Consider the following 19826-nt stretch of genomic DNA (forward strand, 5'->3'; position numbering starts at 1 on the left):
ACCGTCGATTCGTGCCGATATAAAGTCTGGAATAAGCTTAGGGGGGCACAGCATGAAATCAAAAATACGGTTACCTGCATGTTTCATTGTGCTTGCGTTATTTTTTAGCACAATTCAGCCGGCCGTTTTTGCTGCGGGGACAAACACAGGTACAGTTAATGCAACAAGTTTAAATGTCCGAAGTTCGGCAAGTACAACTGCAAAAGTGATCGGCTCATTAAAAAATGGGACGAAGGTAACGATACTGGCAGAAAAGAATGGCTGGGGACAAATTAGTTACAAAGGGAAAAAAGGCTGGATATCATTAAAGTACATAAAGAAATCTTCATCCTCCAGCAGCCAATTAGCGAGCAAACTGAAAAAGGGAACGGTGACGGCTAGTTCATTAAATGTAAGAACTTCCTATCGGACAACCGCTTCTAAAATCGGCGCTTTAAAAAAGGGGGAAAAAGTAACGATTTTAGCTGAAAAAAGCGGCTGGGGCCAAATTAGCTACAAAGGGAAAAAAGGGTGGATTTCTTTAAAATACATTCAACTGGAATCTTCCAAACCAATCAAAGAAAGCAACCCAAACACAAGTTCAGCGGCAAAGCCAAAACCGGCAATGGTGACGGCCAGCTCGTTAAATTTCCGGTCAGGCCCTGGAACGGCTTACAAGTTAATAGGTACCTTGAAAAAAGGAACAGTGATTAACGTGTTAAAACAACAGGGCTCCTGGTCCAATGTGAAAACATCTTCCGCCCAACTTGGCTGGGTATCAACGAAATATTTAACCTTTAAGGTCGACACGACGAATCCTAAACCCGGCAAGCCGGACAAACCGTCAAAGCCGGAAAGTAAAATTGTTACGATTAAAGCCGATACGCTAAATTTACGAACAGGTCCGGGGACATCGTATTCAACAATAGGCTATGCCTATTATGGCGATGTATTGGAATATGTTGAAACGAGCGATAATGGATGGGTGAAGGTAAAATTAGCGAATGGAAAGACGGCGTGGGTTTCGGGCAAGTACGTATTGGTCACTGAAGGAACGGTTCCAAAACCGAATCCCGGTGAAAACCCCGGTCCGCTTGCCGGAAAACGAATTGTTATCGACCCGGGCCATGGCGGACATGATTCCGGAGCAATTGGCACAAAATATGGAACACATGAGGCCGATTTAACGCTCAGCACGGCAAAGATTGTAGCAGACAAACTTCGACGTGAAGGAGCTACCGTCATTTTAACGAGAACCGACGATACTTACATTACGCTTCAAGGAAGAGTAGATATAAGTCATCGCTATTTTTCTGACGCGTTTGTAAGCATTCATTTCAATTCGGCTGATAGCACGGCAACCGGTATTGAAACATTGTATTATTACAGCAAAAATACAAGTTTAGCGAATGACATTCAAACAAATGTCATTAAAGAAACCGGGATGAGAAACCGGGGCATTAAGTTTCAAAATGTTCACGTCCTCAGGGAAAATAGCCGTCCGGCAGTTCTTGTTGAGCTCGGATTTTTAACGAATCCTCAAGAAGAGTTTCTAATCCGCACATCTAGCTACCAGAACAAAGCCGCAGAAGGCATTATCTGCGGACTTGAAGATTATTTTCAATGATTCATAGAGAAAAACGGCTCATGTCATTGTCGAATGAGTCGTTTTTCTTATTTCTTATTAAAAAAGTGTAAAAATAAGAGGAGTTTTTAATAAAGTAAATAATTATTAAATGAGCAATTTAAAAATTTTCATAGATAAAAAAAGGGAATTTTGTTACACTAGCACATGTAGTATTAGTTTTTTTACCGTTATGTTTCAATTGTGTTACACTCCAGGGAGGGGAAGAGAATGGAAGTTCAATCTGTAAATAAAATGAAATCCAAAATAAAGAAAAAGAAAAGCCACTTGCCTCTGAGGCTCAATATCTTGTTTTTATCTGTATTTGCATTATTCTCGATCCTTATCCTGCGTTTAGGTGTGTTGCAAATTGTGCACGGAGAAGAAAAACGTTTAGAATCAGAAGCGGTTGAAAAGGAAGAAGCGACGAAGGAATCGCCCCGCGGTATCATTTATGACCGCCACCACCGGGTTGTCGTCGATAATAAACCGTTTTTCACCCTCACATACACGAAAACAAAGAGCACGACCCCAGAAGATACCATGCGGGTCGCTAAATGGCTTTCCCGCTACATAAAAGGGGATCAAGATAAAATTACTGAAAGCGATAAGAAAGACTATTTTATTGCCAAACAAAGCCTGAAGGCGAGAGAAGCTTTATATAACGTAATGGAAAAACGCCTTAATGAAGATGAACGGGCCAATTTGGATGCTGCTAAACAATACAAGCTTTTAAAACAAAGAATAACGGCAGGGGATTTGAAACAATTGCCTGCCGATGACGTGCAAGCTTTATTGAAAGCCCATTTGTCAAAAGAAGAGCTGCAAAAAAGCAGCGACGGGCAATATAAGCTTTTAACGGAGCGCTTAACAGAAAACGATTTGAAAAAGTTTGGAAAAAACGGGCTGCAAAAATTAATGGTCAGCCGCCTTTCGAAAAAAGAATTGAAAAAGAGCGACAGTGAACAATATAAAATTTTAAAAGAACGGATTACGAAAGACGATTTAAAAACGTTAACGAAAGATGATTTTAAAGTATTGGCGATCAAGCGGAATATGGATCAAGGTTCCTCATACACCGCCCAACCGGTCATCAAAGGCTTGACGAACGAGCAAATCGCTGTTATTTCGGAAAACCTCGATCAATTGCCGGGCGTGGAAATTTCGCCGGATGCCGACCGGAAATATCCGTATGGCGAATCGCTGAAAACCATTTTCGGCAACATTAAACAAATGCCGAAAGAAAAGCAAGGGTATTATTTAGCGCGAAACTATGATTTAAGCGACCAGGTCGGCGTAAGCGGCCTGGAGCAGCAATATGAAGATGTGCTTAGAGGCACAAAGGAGAAAACCGTTTATAAAATCAATCCAAAAAACGGAGAAACGATCGGGAAGCCGAAAGTCATCCACGGCAAGCGCGGCAAAGATTTAGTGTTGACCGTTGATATGGAACTGCAAAGCAATCTGGAAAAAATTGTGGAGAAAGAAATAAAAACGTCTAGAACGATGGCCGGCAATGAATATGTCGACCGTGCCTATATTGTCATGATGAATCCGAAAACGGGCGAAATTTATGCGATGGCCGGAAAGACATATGACAAGAAAACAGGAAAATTCCATAACGACTCGTATGGTGCCCTATTTAACGCTTATGCCATGGGATCGACGGTTAAGGGTGCTACCATTTTAACAGGCTTTCAAAAGGGTGTTATTCATCCAGGTACTGTCCTGTATGATACGCCATTGAAATTCGGTCAGGGGAAGCCAAAAAAGTCATGGAAAAACATGGGGTATATTGATGACCTCGAGGCATTAAAAATGTCTTCCAACGTCTATAACTGGCGCGTTGCGATGATGCTGGGGAAATATGATTATGATAGAGGCGTTTATTACGGCAAAAGCAAGACGCTCGGTTTTGATGTAATGCGCTATTATTTCAGCCAGTTTGGCCTCGGGGTGAAAACGGGGGTTGATTTTCCAAATGAAGCGACCGGCTATAATGGCGGCTATCAGCAATTAGGGAACATGATTGATATGGCGATTGGACAGTTTGATACATATACGCCGCTGCAACTTGTGCAATATGTATCCGTAATTGCCAATGGGGGGTATCGCGTTCAGCCGCACCTTTTGCAAGAAATTCGCGAACCGAGCCCTTCAACCGATAAGGAAGGCAAATTAATTGAAAAAGTAGAGCCGCACATTTTAAACAAAGTCGATATGAAAGAAGAGTATATTGATCGAGTCCGGCAAGGCTTTTACCAAGTGATGCACAGCCCTGGAGGAACGGCCTATAAATATGGCTTCCATCAGGCAAAATACCATGATCCTGCCGGGAAAACGGGGACGGCCCAGGTGTATGTCAACCATGGCCAGACCGAAAAATATAATATTACGATGGTCGGCTTTGCGCCGTTTAAAAACCCTGAAGTCGCATTTGCGATTGCCGTCCCGAATGTTTCGACGTATTCCAATAATGATGTTGCGGGAAGAATCGGCACGCAGGCGCTCGATACTTATTGGAAGCTGAAAGAAAAATATAAAGAAGAGAATCAATCGGATAACTAAAAAATCGGGAGATGTCCCGATTTTTTTAGTTTGGCGCTTCGCCAATTGATCGAAGTCTTGCTTCTTATAAGAGAAACAATTGTAGCGTTTTTCCCATTACCACCAACAGCCAACGCAAGCGCACCCGACAATAATTAAGAGAATGAACAGTACGATAATGATGGCGAACCATCCGCCCCAACCTGCCATTATGGACCTCCTCTCTTAAAAGCAGTTTGTCTTTCCTTCATAACATATGAAGGATTAGGAAGCTTTGTAGAGGACAAGAGTGGATAAAGGAGAAAATGGACATTTTTGCGCCATTTCGAAAATTCCACATTTGTACCGGTACAAATCATGGGGTAGTCACATATGTTATGGGTGAAAGCAGTTAATTAACTAATGTTGAAGGAGGAAACAAAATGGCACTTGGATGTGGATTTGGGAACGGCTTTGCATTAATCGTCGTCTTGTTCATTTTGTTAATTATTATTGGATGTGCATGTATTGGATTTGGCGGATACGGCTTCGGCGGTGGTTGCTGCTAATTACAATGATGATTCCCTTGCAAGGAAAAGAAAGACCATCGGACGTTCCGATGGTCTTTCATAGTTTATTTTAAAGCGGCTTGAAGGGCAATTGCATTTTTCTTCATTAATGAAAGATAATCTTCATGATGGTTCACGTCATCTTTTGTTAACGATTCAAGGTTGCGCATCGTTAATGTGCGCGCCCCTGTTTCTTTTTCGACGACGCTTGCGACTTTATTGTTCACATTTCCTTCAAATAAAATGTAGTGAATGTGCTCTTTTTTGACGAGCTTAATGATTTTCTCCAATTGTTTTTGTGATGGTTCCTCCGAAGGCGACAGGCCGGTCACGCCAACTTGTTCTAAACCATAGCGTTTGGCTAAATAACCGTAAGCAGCGTGTGAAACAACAAACGCTTTCTTTGATGATTTGGCAGCGGTGTTTTTGAATGATGCATCCAAATGCTCTAAATCTTTTTTCAAAGATTGATAGTTTTTATTGAATTCGGCTTTTTCTTCAGGTTTTAACGCAATTAATTCATTTTTAATGTTGGCGGCTATTTTTTCAGCAAGGACTGGATCGAGCCAAACGTGCGGATCTTTATCACCGTGATCGTCATGTCCTTCTTCTTCATGTTCTGACGCTTTTATTAAATCGATCCCTTTTGCTGCTTCAATGACTTTCACATTTTCATCTTTAATTGCATCTTTTACTGCATTTGCAAACCCTTCAATTCCAGTTCCGTTATAAATAAATGCGTCTCCTGTAGCGACATCCATCATCGTTCTCGTCGTTGGTTCAAATGAATGAGCGTCTGCCCCCGGGGGAACAATATTTTTAACTTCAACATACTTGCCTCCAATACGCTCAGTGAAGTATTGCAAAGGATAAATGGTTGTAAAGATTTTTAGCCGGCCGGAATGATGATCATTGGAGGCCTTTTTTGCACCGCATCCAGTTAGCAAAACCGAAACAATAAGTAATACTGTCAAGAATCTATATTTGTTTCTCATGATGTTTCTCCTCTCATTTTATACGCACGTTTTATTATAAACGGAAAGACTACGATTTGTAAAACGAAATTGTTACGATTTATCGAAGGACTGTTTAGAGTGTATAATTCTCTTGATTTTCAGTAGATCTGTTATAATATAATGGGTAACAACTGGATTAGAGGAGGCACATATACAAATGAATATCGCTTTTTATTTATTACCAAAAGATGAAGTAAAATACTTAAATCCAGAATCAACGATGAGACAGGCGCTTGAAAAATTGTCGTACCATAAATATACATCGGTGCCTCTTGTTTCTGAGGATGGTCGCTATGTAGGTACGCTGACTGAAGGAGATTTATTGTGGAAGCTCCGGGATGCGCTTGAAATCGGATATGAAGAAGTATTGAAAACGAAATTGAAAAACGTGCCGCAACGGGTTCGCAACATTCCTGTTACCATCAACTCGAACATGGAAGATTTAATTCCTCTTTCAACCGATCAAAACTTTATTCCAGTAACAGATGACAACGGTTACTTTATTGGTATTATCAGACGACGAGACATCATTAAGTATTGCGCAAAAGTCATGCAAGAAAATATTGATTTGAAATAACAGAAGGAAATGTTGCCAGAACTATTGACAAACACAATATTTAGTGTCAAAGTAATAGATGTTAACTACATATTGAATATGAAGTAAGAATAAAGGTGTCTTATAAAAGACTTAATAGGGAATCCGATGGAAATTCGGAGCTGTCCCCGCAACTGTAATTGTGGACGAAATGGGAATATCCACTGTGTAAAGAACGCGCGATGGATCGTGGCTTTTACATGGGAAGGACCAGAGTAGAGCGAAGCATGAGCCAGTAGACCTGCCTTTTTCTTATGCGTTTCTTTTCTTCGGGGATTGAGATGAGAACGACACGGGCTAAAAATGTGATGTACAACTGTGCATTTTTATTTGTGTCGTTTTATAGAGCTCATCCTTGAAGAAGGATGGGCTTTTATTTTTGAAAGGAAGTGTTTCGTTTGACTACCGATACGATGGAAAGAGAAAGAATCATCCAAACATGGATTGAGCCAGTTCTTAGCCGGTTTCCACAATTGCATTCCAGGCCCTATATCGAAAAAGTAATGTCCTTTTTAAACGATCATGAAGATATAAATGAACAGAAGCTTGCCGATGTATTGATCTTAAATAGCCTTGAACGAATAAATGCAAATGAACCGGACTGGACGTTCATGGCGGCATCCGTTTTTTTAAGAAAACTTTACATGGAAGCGGCAAAAAATAGAGGGTTCAATCCGGAGATCAAATATGGCTCTCTTTACACGCTCATTTCACGGTTAACGGATGAAGGGATCTATACACCTGAACTAATAGACCGCTATGAAAAAGAAGAAATTGAAGAACTCGAGGGAGTTATTGATCCTGAAAAAGACAAGCTGTTTACATATATTGGCGTAAGGACGCTGGCTGACCGCTATCTGGCTAAATCGTACGATGGCCGGGTGTACGAGCTGCCGCAGGAACGTTTTATGATCATTGCAATGACATTAATGATCAATGAACCCGTGCACAAGCGAATGGAGTTTGTTAAAGAAGCGTACTGGGCGCTTTCTAACCTGTACATGACGGTGGCGACGCCGACACTCGCCAACGCGGGTAAAAGCTATGGGCAGCTATCCAGTTGTTTCATAGATACGATGGATGATAGCCTGAGAGGCATTTATGATACGAATACCGATGCGGCTACCCTTTCAAAAGGGGGCGGAGGAATTTCCATCTATATGGGGAAAATCAGAAGCCTCGGATCCGATATTAAAGGATTTAAAGGGACATCATCAGGCGTCATTCCATGGGCGAAGTTGCTCAACCAGACGGCTGTCAGCGTCGATCAGCTTGGCCAGCGCAAAGGCGCCATCAGCATTTATTATCCTGTGTTCGGGAAAGATCTTTTTTCGTTTTTGGACAGCAAGCTGAATAACGGGGATGAACGATTAAGACTGCATGATTTATTTATCGGGTTGTCAGTCCCAGATCTATTTATGGAAAAGGTCGAAGCGCGAGAAGACTGGTATTTGTTTGACCCGCATACGATCAGGAAAGTGATGGGATATGATCTGGATGATTTTTATGATGAGGAGCCGGGCAAAGGAAGTTTCAGGGAGAAGTATGAAGAATGTGTAAAAGCGGCGAATGAAGGGTTGTTCGGTGAGCGGGGAACAGGAGGTTACGATGTCGTACCCGCCATTGAAATTGTTAAACGAATTTTAAAAAGCCAGCTTGAGACAGGCGTTCCTTATATGTTTTACAGGGATACGGTCAATCGGGCAAACCCGAATAAGCATACCGGCATGATTTATTGCAGCAATTTGTGCACAGAAATTGCCCAGAACATGAGTTTGACAAAGGTGATTGAGGAAACAACGGAAGACGGAAAGATCATCATCACGAAAGAACCGGGTGACTTTGTAACATGCAATTTAAGCTCGATCTCGCTTGCCCGCGCGGTGAAAGCAGATGTTTTAGAACGATTGATCCCGATTCAAGTGCGGATGCTCGATAACGTCATCGATTTGAATGAAGACCGTATTGAAGTGCCGCAAGCGGTTTTGACGAATAAGAAGTATCGTGCCATCGGTCTTGGAACGTTCGGATGGCATCACCTTCTGGCGTTAGAAGGCATTCGCTGGGAATCGGAAGAAGCGGTAGCGTATGCCGATCAACTTTATGAAAAAATTAGCTATTTAACGATTCATGCAAGTATGGAATTAGCGAAAGAAAAAGGCGCCTACCCTGTGTTCGAAGGATCGGACTGGCAAACGGGCACTTACTTTGACTCGCGGAATTACACTGCCGGAAAATGGCAAAAATTAAAAGCGGAAGTGAAAGAAAATGGGCTTCGCAACGGGTATTTAATGGCAGTGGCACCGAACTCGACGACGGCGATTATTGCGGGAAGCACGGCATCGATCGACCCGATTTTCAAAAAAGAGTACTCCGAAGAAAAGAAAGATTACAAGATTCCGGTTACGGCTCCGGACTTGTCAGCCAAAACAATCTGGTATTACAAATCGGCCTACGAAATCGACCAGCAATGGAGCATCCGGCAAAATGCGGCACGGCAAAAACATATTGACCAATCGATTTCGTTTAATTTGTACGTTAAAAACAATATTAAGGCGAAAGAGCTGCTCAACCTCCATTTAACTGCGTGGAAATCTGGATTGAAAACCACCTATTATTTACGTTCAACGTCACAGGCGGAAATCGATGAATGCGAAAGCTGTTCAAGTTAAATGGCAGGCTCTAATGAGGAGGAGTTTTTAAATGGAAAAATTGCAAGAAAGAAAACTGTACGATGTGGCAGCGCCAAATGCTTCAACCGGCATCATCAACGGGAAGAGCTCGAATGTCTTAAACTGGGACGATGTCCGCTTCTCATGGGCCTATCCGCTCTATAAAAATATGCTCGCCAACTTTTGGACGCCATTTGAAATCAACATGTCAACCGATATGAAACAATATCCGCAATTGAATGAAGAGGAGAAAGAGGCGTTTAATAAAATTATTGGTCTACTTGCTTTTCTCGATAGCATTCAAACGGACTATAGCGGAAGGGTAGCCCACTATTTGACAGATTCCAGTCTCGTCGCTTTAATGACGACCTTGTCCTTCCAGGAAGTCGTTCATAATCAATCCTACAGCTATGTGTTGTCAAGCCTTGTTTCGAAGCAGAAGCAAGATGAAATTTTCGAGTATTGGAAACATGACCCGGTATTAAGGGAACGAAATGATTTCATCGCTGAAGGATATGAACGGTTTGTGAATCATCCGACGCCAAAAACGCTGATGGAGTCGATCGTGTACGACATCATTTTAGAAGGCCTGAATTTTTACTCCGGGTTTGCGTTTTTCTATAATTTGGCACGCAATCAAAAAATGGTGTCGACAAGCACGATGATTAATTACATTAACCGTGATGAACAGCTGCACGTCCTATTGTTCCGAAATATATTTAAAGAGCTGCTGAACGAATTCCCCGAACTTGACAATGAAGAAACGGAGAAGTTTGTCCGAGAAACGTTTAAGCGGGCAGCAGAGCTAGAAATCAATTGGGGACGTTACATTATCGGAAATAAATTCATGGGCATTACCGGTTCTGAGCTTGAGGCGTACATTAAGTTTATGGCAAATAAACGGGTGAACGAACTTGGGTTTGAGCGGCCGTTTGAAGGCTATCGCGAAAATCCGATGAAATGGATTAAAGCTTATGAAGATGTCGACAGTGGCAAAAGCGATTTCTTTGAACAAAAATCACGTCAATACACAAAAGTATCCGATGTCAATGGTTTTGATGAGTTATAAAAGCAAGCTGGGGTCAAAATGGCCTCAGCTTGTTTTTGCGAATAGCGGGAAGTGTTTTTGCATATATTTTAGTAGATTATGTGACAAGCATTTCGCTTTTCCTATTTTTCATCGTTTTTTAAGAAATGGAGCGTTCCAATAATGCTATAATAGTGATGCAGCTTATATACGGAAAGTGGGTTCAGCATGCATGAATTTATCGTATCGATTTTAGAATGGATTGTTAGTTTAGGCCATCTTGGCATTGCACTCGGTTTAATGATTGAGATTATTCCAAGTGAACTTGTATTATCTTATGCAGGCTATATGATGTCTCAGGGCCACCTTACGTTCACAGGCTCGGTCATCGCCGGAGTAATCGGAGGGACAATCGCCCAGCTGTTCCTATACTGGGCAGGAGCGTACGGAGGACGTCCGTTTCTCGAGAAATACGGCAAATATATATTAATCAGTAAAAAACATATTGACATATCAGAACGATGGTTTGAAAAATATGGAGCAGGTGTGATCTTTTTTGCCCGCTTTATTCCAGTTGTCAGACATGCCATTTCAATCCCGGCCGGCATTGCCAAAATGTCTTTTGTCAAATTTACGACGTACACGACACTTGCGATCATTCCATGGTCGATGATGTTTATTTATTTAGGCAGTACGCTGGGGAGAAACTGGGAGAATATTAAAACGGTCGCTGCGCCTTATACGAAACTGGCAGCAATTATTGCCGCCGTTCTGATCGTTGCCGTTATCATCATTAAATTAATAAAAAACAGCAAAAAAAGACCTGCTTAAAGATCATTCTTTTCAGGTCTTTTTGTTTGCTGTCAAGTGGAGATCCATTAGTGCTTGCTGGAGTGTGCTGCTTATTGAAAGGTTGCTAAAATCAATTCCTAAATTCACGGCGGTTTGCGCGACTTCGGGCCGGATGCCGGACAGTGTCGTTTCGACGCCTATTAGTTTTAATGTCTGGATCACCTGAAAGATTTCTTGAGCAACCATTGTATCCATAATGGCAACACCAGACAGATCAATAAATAACCGGCTAATTTTTAATGACGTGCATTGTTGTAAAGTCGATTCCATAATATATTTTGCCCGTTTCGTATCAATAACGCCAATAAGCGGCAGGACTCCGATTTCGTGCGCGATCGGAATAATCGGTGAACTCAGTTCGTTAATCAATGCTTCCTGGGCGACCAATCTCGTTGTCGTAATTTCATTATAAGATTCGGTAAATCTTTCGATCACTTCATCAAGAGTAGAATTGATCTTCTTTTCCCACTCGATTATATCGGATGGTGTAATCTGTAACGTTGTGTCATTTACAAATGAATGGATTTTGTCCCAAAATACATTGCGGAAAACTTTGAATTGATGAATCACTTCATAAATGGGCGTATCGGTCCTTACTCTCTCAGAAGCCGTCTTTTGCGCCCATTCGTTTAATTCTTTTATAGTGTTCGGGGCATCCAGCAAAGAGCTCGAGAGAATTTGAATCACCCATTGATTCGTCTTTCGCAGGTGATCAGCATCTTTTTCCAATGAATAGACGGAGTTTTTGCTATATTTTCGTTTGCCCAGCCATTCGTCCGTTATTTCATTTGCATGGGAAATTAAATAATCGTATAACGCTTTGTTTTTATCATGCATTTCCTTCACCTTTTATCGTTTGATTCGGAACATACCGTATTCTTTTACCCTGCTCATCAGAAAATGAAACATTCCTGGTTGAAATTTTATCGAAGAACGCATATGAATGACAATGGCCAATAAGCAGAGAAAGGAGTGCCCGGAAATTGGCGCTCCTCGCGAATTTACTCGGCTGATCGCCGAAATCCTGCACGTTCAGCTTCTTTTACTGTGCAAAACCATTGCTCCGGTTTGGTAATACGATAATACCTTCCTCCTGGCACATGGTAGATTTTGTCGCCGTGGGTGGAAATATTGCCTTTAATGTTGCAGCCAGAAGGATGATCTTCCGTTTCCAGGCGCTCCTTCGGTTGCTTCGCCTCTTTTTTAGGGTGAAAACCGTCCTCCTGGACATAGTTTTCAAGACTCCAAATACCGATCCCTTTTTCGCGGGCGGCCCGCTCGATCTTGCGATAACGGTCGACATATTTCGTGTTAGGCGCAAATACATACGCCACTCTGGCAAGCCCTTTTTTAAGCAGTTCTTCTTGAACGCTTTTTCCGTCCACATATACATAAGCGAGCAGGCGGCCATATTTGTCACGTTCACTCACATCAAGTTCCAGCTCAACTTTTTTTCCGGTTAAGAGCTTTTTTGTCAATTGGCTCGCTTCCGGTCCAAAAGGCTGTACCGGTTTTGTCGGATGGACACTTTCAGGAGTATCAACGAGCAAAAAACGGACGGTTTCTTCCTTATTGTTTACGTTCACTTTAATGGTGTCTCCATCAATTACTCGAATTACTTCTGCCGGAACAATGCTTTTATGTTTTTCTGCTTCTTCAGTATGCAGTGGTGAAGTAGACGCGCCCTGTTTAGAAGATGAAGAGGTTTCTGTCGTCCCGCAGGCGGTTAATAGTAAAAGAAAGGCTAAACATAACGTTCGCAAAAAATGGTTCATATCTCTCAATCCTTTTCAAAGTTCATGATGCACCTTTTAATCATAACAGTTTAGGGAAGTAAATAAAGAGAAATATGCGAACACTATAGATAATTAGGAAAGGGGGGCACGCTTTTGAAATTCCTTCGTATGATCATCTTCACATTGCTATTTGTAATGGTTGCCGCATTAATTGCCGGATGCACCGGCCGACAAGAGGCGTCTATTGAATTGAAGAATACAAATGGTGAAATCGTTCATATTTTCCCCGGGGATCAACCTGCGCTTATTTTTTTCTTTACTACAGCTGGCTGTGACCTTTGTAAAAAACAGCTTACTCTTTTAAAAGAAAATGTGAAAAAATTTAATGATATGGATGTCAATATTTACGCTGTAAGTAGCGATACAATGAAAAGCCTTAAATATTTGCACGATGAATTGGAACCGCCGTTTCCATTTTTATCTGACCCTGAATTTAAGTTGATCGAGCATATGAACATGCGAAATGATACGGTTCCTTACCGGGGATATGGTATGCTGGATAAAAAGGGAAAAGTGATCTTTACAAAAAAAGATAATCATTGGGCTGAACATATGACAGAAACATCAAATGTCATTCATCAGAAATGGAGAGAGATGAAAAAATAACGAAGGGGAGAGTGGACTTAATGGATCAAAGATTGTGCAACCTTGTTGGCATTCAATATCCGATCGTACAGGCGGGGATGGCAGGGGGCCCAACGACACCGGAACTTGTTGCAGCAGTAAGCAAGGCTGGCGGACTTGGGACACTTGGCGCGGGTTACATGAACGCTGTAGCGATCAAGGAGTCGATTAAAAAAATAAAGGAGTTGACGGACCAGCCATTTGCCGTAAATTTATTTTTGCCCGAAGAATTCGTCGTGGATAGGCAGCAAATTCATCGAATGCAAGAGCGCTTAAATACATATCGAGAAAAATTAGACCTCCCTTTAAGCCCACAAGTGTCAAAATATGGGGAAGATTTTCAGGAACAGCTGGAAGCCGTTATCGAATCGGATGTCAAAATCATAAGCTTCACATTTAACTGTCCTTCTCAAACGATCATGAACAAGTTAAAAGAACACGGCATTACGGTTATTGGAACGGCAACAACCGTAAAGGAAGCGGCCATATTGGAAGAAGTGGGCGTTGATGTGATCGTTGCGCAAGGAAGCGAAGCGGGTGGGCATCGCGGAACATTTATCGGAAGAGAAGAAGAGGCCCTGATCGGAACGATCGCTTTAGTCCCGCAAATTGTAGACAAGGTGAACGTTCCCGTCATCGCGGCCGGAGGCATTATGGACGGAAGAGGGCTAGTTGCTTCCCTCGCCCTCGGGGCGGCGGGAGTGCAAGTAGGAACGGCCTTTCTAACAGCGGAAGAAAGCGGAGCAAGGCAGTTGCACCAACAGGCCATTTTGGAATGCGAGGAAACGGATCTTCAATTGACAAGAGCATTTTCCGGAAAGATGGCAAGAGGAATAAGAAATTCGTTCATGGCTGAAATGGAGAAGGAATCCGATTTGCCTCCATACCCTGTCCAAAATGCGTTAACGAATGATATACGAAAAGCTTCCGCTGCCAAAAAGAACAGGGAATATGTCCACATGTGGGCGGGCCAGGCGGCGCCAATGGGCAAAAAACAGCCGGCTGCAAAAATCATTGAAACGATTATGAGCGAAGCAAAAACGATCGTACATGGGATTCGTTTCTAGCAGAAACCTCCGCCAAAATTTCATTTAATGGCGGAGGTTTTTTCGCGGGCATGTCGTGCAACATGTTCCGTTCTCTGTCCGGTAATATAAACAACATGTTTGCCGTTGCCGTTCTTGATGATTATGTTCGAATCGGAAAAACGGATTTTTTTTCATCGTGCCGAAGTGATACGGCTCAGCATCGTGAATGATAAATTGATAGTCATCTTGTATTCTCTTTTGAATGGATTCGGAATGGTTTTCCTTTAACCACGTTTCATATAGCCAGACGATGTAAATGCGGGCATTTTCCCATAACATTGCTTTTGGCGCTCTCGTTTCTTTTGCGAGATGTTCCAGCATGATCGTCATATTGTCCGCAAAGAGCGTTTTTACAATCGCTGAACGCCACTGCTTTCGATTTCCTGTCAAAGATGTTCCGTGGAGGTTTTTCAGCGTGAACGAAGGAAGCCACATATCTTCCGCTTCCTGGTCGATAATGACGATGTTGTTCAATCGCATGTCAAACGCTTTGTTTAACATTGTCATTGCATAAAGTGAAGACGTGAGGCCGCAAAAGGCATAACGTTTAAAAAACAGCGATGCAGTAACGGTTAATTCATTTGAACCTATTTTCCTCCCCGCCTTATTTAGGAAGTTTAGCAACGGCTCGCGGAACAATAGGTCGCCAGCGGGATAGACCGGGACATTGATTGGAATGTGAAATTGAAACCGGTAGTGGTCTGTTAAATAGGATTGTTCTTCGATTGTCCAGCCTAAATGATCAGGCATATTGGTTTCTTGCCGCATTTCGAACCATTCTCCCCTTTCCATACGGAATGCACATCGGTGTCCCGAAGAGCGGATCTCTTGTAATCTGGCAAGGCATGCGGAAGACGTCTTGAACGAGCTTTTCCGTCATGACTTCTTCTGGAGCCCCCTGGCTGTATACCGCTTTGTTTTGAATAGCGACAAGATGGTGGGCATAACGGCAGGCAAGGTTTAAATCGTGCAACACCATGACAATCGTCCGTTTTTCTTTTTCGTTTAATTCAAATAGTAGATCAAGAATTTCAATTTGATGTGTCATATCAAGATAGGTTGTCGGTTCATCCAAAAGAATCGTGTCAGTTCCCTGGGCAAGCGTCATGGCAATCCATGCGCGCTGGCGCTGGCCGCCTGAAAGAGAGTCAACGGGACGCTTTTTAAACGCCGTCATATTGGTTGCCTCAAGCGCATTTTCAACGGCCGCTTCATCTTCTTCCGACCATTGTTTAAGCCAGGACTGGTAAGGAAAGCGGCCTTGTTTTACTAACTGAAGAACGGTTAATCCTTCGGGCGCGACCGGTCCCTGGGGAAGGATGGCTAATTCTTTTGCTACTTCTTTCGTGGAACGTTTCGCAATTTCTTTTCCATTTAAAATGACCGCTCCGCTTTTTGGCTGCAAAAGGCGTGCCATCGAACGGAGCAACGTTGACTTGCCGCATCCGTTACTGCCGATAAAAACGGTAATTTCCCCTTTTGGGATCTCTAAATGAAGGCCATCAATAATGTTTTCTTTTCCGTATGAAAGCGTTAAGTCATCCGCACGCAAAACAGTCATTTCCATCCACTCCTTATCCGTTTGTTTTAAACAATAAATAGAGAAAATATGGCGCTCCCACCGCTGCCGTAAATACTCCAGCAGGGACTTCCAAAGGAGAAAACAGCGTTCTGCCTGCCAAATCAGCGATGAGTACAATCAGTCCGCCGATCAATCCTGAAACCGGAAGCAATCCTCCAAAGGAAGAACCGACGAGCCTTCTTGCAATATGTGGCCCGATCAGGCCGACAAATCCAATTGCGCCGCTAAATGCAACGGCAGACCCGGCGAGGGCGGTACAGATCATTAAAAATAAAAAACGTTCACGGTTTGTATTTACACCAAGTCCTGTCGAAAGCTCATCTCCCAGTTCCTGAACATTCAGCCTGCGCACAAGGACGGCTAATACCGGTAGGGAAAGGATGAACCATGGAAGGAGGCCGTTCACATCTTGCCATGACACACCGTTAACTGAACCGGTGAGCCAGATCGTTGCCTGGCTGGCCGCATAAATCGGGCCTAAAATAATCATTAAGGTTGTCAAAGCCTGGAAGGCAGCCATTAATCCGATGCCGATGAGTACAAGGCGCGTCGGGCTTACCCCTTTTTTCCAGGCGAGAAAGTAGATAAATAGTGCGGCGATCGTTGCCCCGATAAATGCAAAAACCGGAAGATAATGAATACTGACCGTTAACGCATTGCTTTTATTACTAAACATCGTAATGAATGTAACGGCTGCAAATCCTGCACCTGTCGATATGCCGATCATGTCCGGTGACGCTAAAGGATTTCGAATCACTCCTTGCAAGATCGCACCGCTAAGCGCGAGAGAAGCACCGGCAATAAAAGCAATTAGAATTCTCGGAAGCCGGAATTTTTGGATGACGGTTTCATTCATTTCCGAGCCGAAACCGAACAATGTTTTGGCCGCCTCTAAAGGAGGAATATGTAGCTCGCCAACACTGCTACTTACGATCATGACGAGAATAGTAATGATACATAGTAGCAATGTTAAAAAGAACACTCTCTTATCCAGTAAAAACGAAATTTTTTTTGAGCGAAGAATCCAATATTTGTTCATTTGAATTTTCCTTTTCGTGCAATGTAAATAAAAAATGGCGTGCCGATAATGGCGGTCATGACACCAACAGGAACTTCATCCGGCATAATGATGAATCGTGCGGCAATGTCAGCTGCGACTAATAAAATGCCCCCGATTACACCGCTATACGAAATGACCCATCCGTGATGGGACCCGACAAGAAAACGGGCGAAATGCGGTACGACAACACCGATAAAGGCGATTGGACCGGCAACGGCGACGGACCCGCCGCACAATAAAATGACAAGAAGGGTCGCAAGTAGCTTAAATGCACCGGTTCGCTGGCCAAGGCCTTTTGCTACATCTTCGCCAAGGGAAAATGTATTAAGCTGCCGGGCTAGAAAAAGCGCGCCGATCCACGAACAGACCAGATAGGGTAATACTGGTGCGAGCAGCTCAAGCTTTCTTCCTTCGACAGATCCGGCGAGCCAAAACAGAACCTCTTCTAATCCTTTCTCATTTGAAACAAGCATTCCCTGGGTTAAGGAAGCGAACAACGCGGCCATTACCGCACCTGCAAGAGTGAGCCTAATTGGCGTTAATCCTTCCCGTCCAGCAGAACCCAATGCATAGACAGAGATACCGGCGATCCCAGCGCCGAGAAAACCGATCCACATAAATTGCTGAAGCGAACTGATGCCTAAAAAAGTGACGGCTGCAACAATAAAAAAACCGGCTCCCGCATTAATTCCAAAAAACTCCGGAGAGGCGATAGGGTTCCTCGTGATTGCCTGTAAAATGACGCCGCTAATCGCGAGGCTAACCCCGATGACGGCACCAATGATAGCCCTCGGCACTCTCGACGTTTTTACAATGATTTGCGCATTGGATCCATCGAAATGGGTATAGGCGCTGATTGCCGTCTCCCAGCTCGTATCCGTATAGCCCGAGACAACGCTTAATGCCATAAGCAAACAAAGGAGTAGCATCCCGACGAACAGCGCAATAATTTTCAATCGTGTTGAATGAATGATTCCGTTCATTGTTACCTCTACTTAAACAATATTTTCATTTTCTAGTTTAGTAGAAGAAGTTTGATGATGTCAATGAATTTGAAAATCATTATCAATTATATATTGACACAGTTACTCTATACATTTATGATACTAACTGTAAATGATATTCATTATCAACAAAAGATAGGGGAGAGAAAGAAAATGGTTTCAAAGGCTACATATAAAAAAATGGGTATCTTTTTCATGACGCTCATTCTCTTGCTATCGCTATCGGCTTGCGGAGGAAAAGATGGCGGAAACGAAGAATCATCAAACACTGATTCTTCAAAGTCGTACACGGTTAAGCATGCAATGGGTACAACAAAAGTGAAAAGCCATAAACGAGTTGTCGTTTTAACGAATGAAGGAACCGAAGCTGTGCTCGCCATGGGAATTAAACCTGTTGGCGCGGTTAAATCATGGGAAGGAGATCCGTGGTATAACCATATTAAAGATAAAATGAAAGGCGTTAAGGTCGTCGGTGAAGAAAGTAACGTCAACCTTGAAGCGATCATGGCATTAAAGCCGGACTTAATTATCGGGAATAAAATGCGTCAGGAAAAAATTTATGGTCAATTAAGTAAAATCGCGCCAACTGTATTTTCCGAAGATTTAAGAGGAAATTGGAAGGATAACTTCAAACTTTATGCAAAAGCGTTAAATAAAGAAAAAGAGGGTCAAAAAGTATTGGATGACTTTGACAATCGCGTCAAATCGATCAAAGAAAAGGCTGGAGATAAGCTGAATACAAAAGTTTCCCTTGTTCGCTTTATGCCGGGAATCGCACGGATTTATTACAAAAATACATTTTCAGGGGTAATTTTTGACCAGCTCGGCTTTGCCCGTCCTAAAGTCCAGGATAATGACGGCTTTGCCGATGACGTTACGAGAGAGCGAATTCCGGATATGGATGGGGATATTATGTTCTACTTTACGTACGAGCCGGGGGATGGAAAAGGGACGAAAATGGAAAAAGAATGGACGAATGATCCATTATGGAAAAACTTAAGCGTTGTTAAAAAAGGCAATGCCCATCGCGTGGACGACGCGGTTTGGAATACTGCGGGAGGCGTCATTGCCGCAAACCTGATGCTCGATGACATCGAGAATTATTTTCATATTAAATAAGCTGGCAAAACCATCGGAACACGTATCCGGTGGTTTTTGATATATTGTCACATCTTACCGTAGAAGGAAAACGCTTTCAATCGTATGATGAAAATAAGAAAAGCTACGTAGTTCTGCATCCTACAAAATGAGAGGAGGCATTTGTATGAAAAAAGACCAACTTGAAAAAGAGCTGCAAAAGAAAGAGATTTTGATGAAAGACGAGCAAACAGGCTGGTATTACGAAGACCATATTACGGCGATCATTAAACGAGCGGAAAAAGATGGGGCATTCGATCATTTGCCAGGGAAAGGAAAACCGATCCAATTTGATGATGATGACATTTCCTATAATCCGCAAAAACGTTTGAACAAAATCATGAAAAATAATCATATCCTTCCGTCATGGGTAAAATTGAGCAAAGAAATTGAAGCATTGAAAGAAGAATTGAAGTCATATACAGTGGAATACAACATTCGAAAAACGGTTGAAGAAATCAATAAAAAAATCGTAAACCACAATCTCAGCTGTCCTCCGAACGCGCAAAAGCGAAAATTAAATATTAACGATTATTTATAAGCAAAAGCCGCTGTGAAAAGTTGTCGCAGCGGCTTTGTTTTGCCCATAAAGGAGTTGTCAAGGACAAAAACAAGAGACGATGCCTGAATATGTCCAAGAGAGGGGTTCTCAAGGACAAAAAACAAGAGAGAATG

The 19826-nt window shown here is 42.6% G+C and carries 19 protein-coding genes and 1 riboswitch; of the genes, 11 read left to right on the forward strand and 8 right to left on the reverse strand.

Annotated features, from left to right (window positions below; genetic code table 11):
- Nucleotides 1-52 precede the first annotated feature (52 nt).
- Together WD019_RS07610 and WD019_RS07615 are read left to right on the forward strand one after the other, a co-directional pair.
- Nucleotides 53-1606 (forward strand): SH3 domain-containing protein, encoded by a 1554-nt coding sequence (locus WD019_RS07610; RefSeq protein ID WP_425711114.1) that lies wholly within the window; start codon nucleotides 53-55, stop codon nucleotides 1604-1606.
- Between the two features lie 228 nt (nucleotides 1607-1834).
- Nucleotides 1835-4171, forward strand: coding sequence for a peptidoglycan D,D-transpeptidase FtsI family protein (locus WD019_RS07615; RefSeq protein WP_425711115.1), 2337 nt, complete (start codon nucleotides 1835-1837; stop codon nucleotides 4169-4171).
- 96 nt (nucleotides 4172-4267) lie between these two features.
- On the opposite strand, the gene WD019_RS07620 is transcribed toward WD019_RS07615, so the two are convergent.
- On the reverse strand, nucleotides 4268-4360 hold the full coding sequence (locus WD019_RS07620; protein ID WP_081412549.1) for a YjcZ family sporulation protein: 93 nt from the start codon (nucleotides 4358-4360) through the stop codon (nucleotides 4268-4270).
- A gap of 212 nt (nucleotides 4361-4572) precedes the next feature.
- Between WD019_RS07620 and WD019_RS07625 the strand changes: the two genes are divergently transcribed.
- Complete coding sequence (locus WD019_RS07625) at nucleotides 4573-4698, forward strand: YjcZ family sporulation protein (protein ID WP_081412548.1); 126 nt, start codon at nucleotides 4573-4575, stop codon at nucleotides 4696-4698.
- A 65-nt stretch (nucleotides 4699-4763) separates the two neighbouring features.
- On the opposite strand, the gene WD019_RS07630 is transcribed toward WD019_RS07625, so the two are convergent.
- Nucleotides 4764-5693: a metal ABC transporter substrate-binding protein gene (locus WD019_RS07630; RefSeq protein WP_425711116.1), complete on the reverse strand. Its 930-nt coding sequence runs from the start codon at nucleotides 5691-5693 to the stop codon at nucleotides 4764-4766.
- 178 nt (nucleotides 5694-5871) lie between these two features.
- Here WD019_RS07630 and WD019_RS07635 point away from each other — a divergent pair, with 178 nt between their 5' ends.
- The 4 genes from WD019_RS07635 (at nucleotide 5872) to WD019_RS07650 (ending at nucleotide 10839) form a co-directional block, all read left to right on the forward strand.
- Nucleotides 5872-6291, forward strand: coding sequence for a CBS domain-containing protein (locus WD019_RS07635; RefSeq protein WP_026676198.1), 420 nt, complete (start codon nucleotides 5872-5874; stop codon nucleotides 6289-6291).
- Nucleotides 6292-6367: 76 nt separating this feature from the next.
- Nucleotides 6368-6572, forward strand: a riboswitch (cobalamin riboswitch).
- Nucleotides 6573-6722: 150 nt separating this feature from the next.
- Complete coding sequence (locus WD019_RS07640; protein WP_425711130.1) at nucleotides 6723-8981, forward strand: ribonucleoside-diphosphate reductase subunit alpha; 2259 nt, start codon at nucleotides 6723-6725, stop codon at nucleotides 8979-8981.
- A gap of 31 nt (nucleotides 8982-9012) precedes the next feature.
- Nucleotides 9013-10050 (forward strand): ribonucleotide-diphosphate reductase subunit beta, encoded by a 1038-nt coding sequence (locus WD019_RS07645; protein WP_026676196.1) that lies wholly within the window; start codon nucleotides 9013-9015, stop codon nucleotides 10048-10050.
- A 186-nt stretch (nucleotides 10051-10236) separates the two neighbouring features.
- Entirely contained in the window at nucleotides 10237-10839 is a 603-nt protein-coding gene (locus WD019_RS07650; RefSeq protein ID WP_026676195.1) for a DedA family protein, read from the forward strand.
- 12 nt (nucleotides 10840-10851) lie between these two features.
- On the opposite strand, the gene WD019_RS07655 is transcribed toward WD019_RS07650, so the two are convergent.
- Together WD019_RS07655 and WD019_RS07660 are read right to left on the reverse strand one after the other, a co-directional pair.
- Nucleotides 10852-11697: an STAS domain-containing protein gene (locus WD019_RS07655; protein ID WP_425711117.1), complete on the reverse strand. Its 846-nt coding sequence runs from the start codon at nucleotides 11695-11697 to the stop codon at nucleotides 10852-10854.
- Between the two features lie 164 nt (nucleotides 11698-11861).
- Nucleotides 11862-12635, reverse strand: coding sequence for a thermonuclease family protein (locus WD019_RS07660; protein ID WP_425711118.1), 774 nt, complete (start codon nucleotides 12633-12635; stop codon nucleotides 11862-11864).
- 114 nt (nucleotides 12636-12749) lie between these two features.
- Here WD019_RS07660 and WD019_RS07665 point away from each other — a divergent pair, with 114 nt between their 5' ends.
- Both WD019_RS07665 and WD019_RS07670 read left to right on the forward strand, forming a co-directional pair.
- Nucleotides 12750-13262: a redoxin domain-containing protein gene (locus WD019_RS07665; RefSeq protein WP_425711119.1), complete on the forward strand. Its 513-nt coding sequence runs from the start codon at nucleotides 12750-12752 to the stop codon at nucleotides 13260-13262.
- Between the two features lie 20 nt (nucleotides 13263-13282).
- On the forward strand, nucleotides 13283-14347 hold the full coding sequence (locus WD019_RS07670) for an NAD(P)H-dependent flavin oxidoreductase (protein WP_425711120.1): 1065 nt from the start codon (nucleotides 13283-13285) through the stop codon (nucleotides 14345-14347).
- A gap of 24 nt (nucleotides 14348-14371) precedes the next feature.
- Here WD019_RS07670 and WD019_RS07675 read toward each other — a convergent pair whose 3' ends face one another.
- Genes WD019_RS07675 through WD019_RS07690 form a run of 4 tightly spaced genes read right to left on the reverse strand, consistent with a single transcriptional unit; the run spans nucleotide 14372 to nucleotide 17993 of the window.
- The gene (locus WD019_RS07675; protein WP_425711121.1) at nucleotides 14372-15136 is read right to left on the reverse strand and encodes an IucA/IucC family C-terminal-domain containing protein; all 765 of its coding nucleotides are present in this window, start codon (nucleotides 15134-15136) and stop codon (nucleotides 14372-14374) included.
- Nucleotides 15111-15929 carry an ABC transporter ATP-binding protein gene (locus WD019_RS07680; protein WP_425711122.1) on the reverse strand — a complete coding sequence of 273 codons (819 nt, stop codon included), beginning with the start codon at nucleotides 15927-15929 and terminating at the stop codon, nucleotides 15111-15113. Before WD019_RS07680 ends, WD019_RS07675 begins: the two co-directional genes overlap by 26 nt.
- A gap of 13 nt (nucleotides 15930-15942) precedes the next feature.
- Nucleotides 15943-16989, reverse strand: coding sequence for a FecCD family ABC transporter permease (locus tag WD019_RS07685; protein ID WP_026676188.1), 1047 nt, complete (start codon nucleotides 16987-16989; stop codon nucleotides 15943-15945).
- A complete protein-coding gene (locus tag WD019_RS07690; RefSeq protein ID WP_425711123.1) occupies nucleotides 16986-17993 on the reverse strand; it encodes a FecCD family ABC transporter permease in 1008 nt (335 codons plus the stop codon). Before WD019_RS07690 ends, WD019_RS07685 begins: the two co-directional genes overlap by 4 nt.
- A gap of 174 nt (nucleotides 17994-18167) precedes the next feature.
- Here WD019_RS07690 and WD019_RS07695 point away from each other — a divergent pair, with 174 nt between their 5' ends.
- Both WD019_RS07695 and WD019_RS07700 read left to right on the forward strand, forming a co-directional pair.
- Entirely contained in the window at nucleotides 18168-19133 is a 966-nt protein-coding gene (locus WD019_RS07695; protein WP_425711124.1) for an ABC transporter substrate-binding protein, read from the forward strand.
- A 145-nt stretch (nucleotides 19134-19278) separates the two neighbouring features.
- Nucleotides 19279-19692 carry a DUF1992 domain-containing protein gene (locus WD019_RS07700; RefSeq protein WP_425711125.1) on the forward strand — a complete coding sequence of 138 codons (414 nt, stop codon included), beginning with the start codon at nucleotides 19279-19281 and terminating at the stop codon, nucleotides 19690-19692.
- Nucleotides 19693-19826: the final 134 nt, after the last annotated feature.

The organism is Fictibacillus sp. Mic-4, assembly GCF_049843615.1.
GTDB lineage: Bacteria > Bacillota > Bacilli > Bacillales > Fictibacillaceae > Fictibacillus_A > Fictibacillus_A gelatini.

What these genes read in the sequence shown, in the direction of transcription:
- WD019_RS07610 (WP_425711114.1), top strand. Translation starts at nt 53, where the DNA reads ATGAAATCAAAAATACGGTTACCTGCATGTTTCATTGTGCTTGCGTTA.
- WD019_RS07615 (WP_425711115.1), top strand. Translation starts at nt 1,835, where the DNA reads ATGGAAGTTCAATCTGTAAATAAAATGAAATCCAAAATAAAGAAAAAG.
- WD019_RS07620 (WP_081412549.1), bottom strand. Translation starts at nt 4,360, where the DNA reads ATGGCAGGTTGGGGCGGATGGTTCGCCATCATTATCGTACTGTTCATT.
- WD019_RS07625 (WP_081412548.1), top strand. Translation starts at nt 4,573, where the DNA reads ATGGCACTTGGATGTGGATTTGGGAACGGCTTTGCATTAATCGTCGTC.
- WD019_RS07630 (WP_425711116.1), bottom strand. Translation starts at nt 5,693, where the DNA reads ATGAGAAACAAATATAGATTCTTGACAGTATTACTTATTGTTTCGGTT.
- WD019_RS07635 (WP_026676198.1), top strand. Translation starts at nt 5,872, where the DNA reads ATGAATATCGCTTTTTATTTATTACCAAAAGATGAAGTAAAATACTTA.
- WD019_RS07640 (WP_425711130.1), top strand. Translation starts at nt 6,723, where the DNA reads ATGGAAAGAGAAAGAATCATCCAAACATGGATTGAGCCAGTTCTTAGC.
- WD019_RS07645 (WP_026676196.1), top strand. Translation starts at nt 9,013, where the DNA reads ATGGAAAAATTGCAAGAAAGAAAACTGTACGATGTGGCAGCGCCAAAT.
- WD019_RS07650 (WP_026676195.1), top strand. Translation starts at nt 10,237, where the DNA reads ATGCATGAATTTATCGTATCGATTTTAGAATGGATTGTTAGTTTAGGC.
- WD019_RS07655 (WP_425711117.1), bottom strand. Translation starts at nt 11,697, where the DNA reads ATGCATGATAAAAACAAAGCGTTATACGATTATTTAATTTCCCATGCA.
- WD019_RS07660 (WP_425711118.1), bottom strand. Translation starts at nt 12,635, where the DNA reads ATGAACCATTTTTTGCGAACGTTATGTTTAGCCTTTCTTTTACTATTA.
- WD019_RS07670 (WP_425711120.1), top strand. Translation starts at nt 13,283, where the DNA reads ATGGATCAAAGATTGTGCAACCTTGTTGGCATTCAATATCCGATCGTA.
- WD019_RS07675 (WP_425711121.1), bottom strand. Translation starts at nt 15,136, where the DNA reads ATGCGGCAAGAAACCAATATGCCTGATCATTTAGGCTGGACAATCGAA.
- WD019_RS07680 (WP_425711122.1), bottom strand. Translation starts at nt 15,929, where the DNA reads ATGACTGTTTTGCGTGCGGATGACTTAACGCTTTCATACGGAAAAGAA.
- WD019_RS07685 (WP_026676188.1), bottom strand. Translation starts at nt 16,989, where the DNA reads ATGAACAAATATTGGATTCTTCGCTCAAAAAAAATTTCGTTTTTACTG.
- WD019_RS07690 (WP_425711123.1), bottom strand. Translation starts at nt 17,993, where the DNA reads ATGAACGGAATCATTCATTCAACACGATTGAAAATTATTGCGCTGTTC.
- WD019_RS07695 (WP_425711124.1), top strand. Translation starts at nt 18,168, where the DNA reads ATGGTTTCAAAGGCTACATATAAAAAAATGGGTATCTTTTTCATGACG.
- WD019_RS07700 (WP_425711125.1), top strand. Translation starts at nt 19,279, where the DNA reads ATGAAAAAAGACCAACTTGAAAAAGAGCTGCAAAAGAAAGAGATTTTG.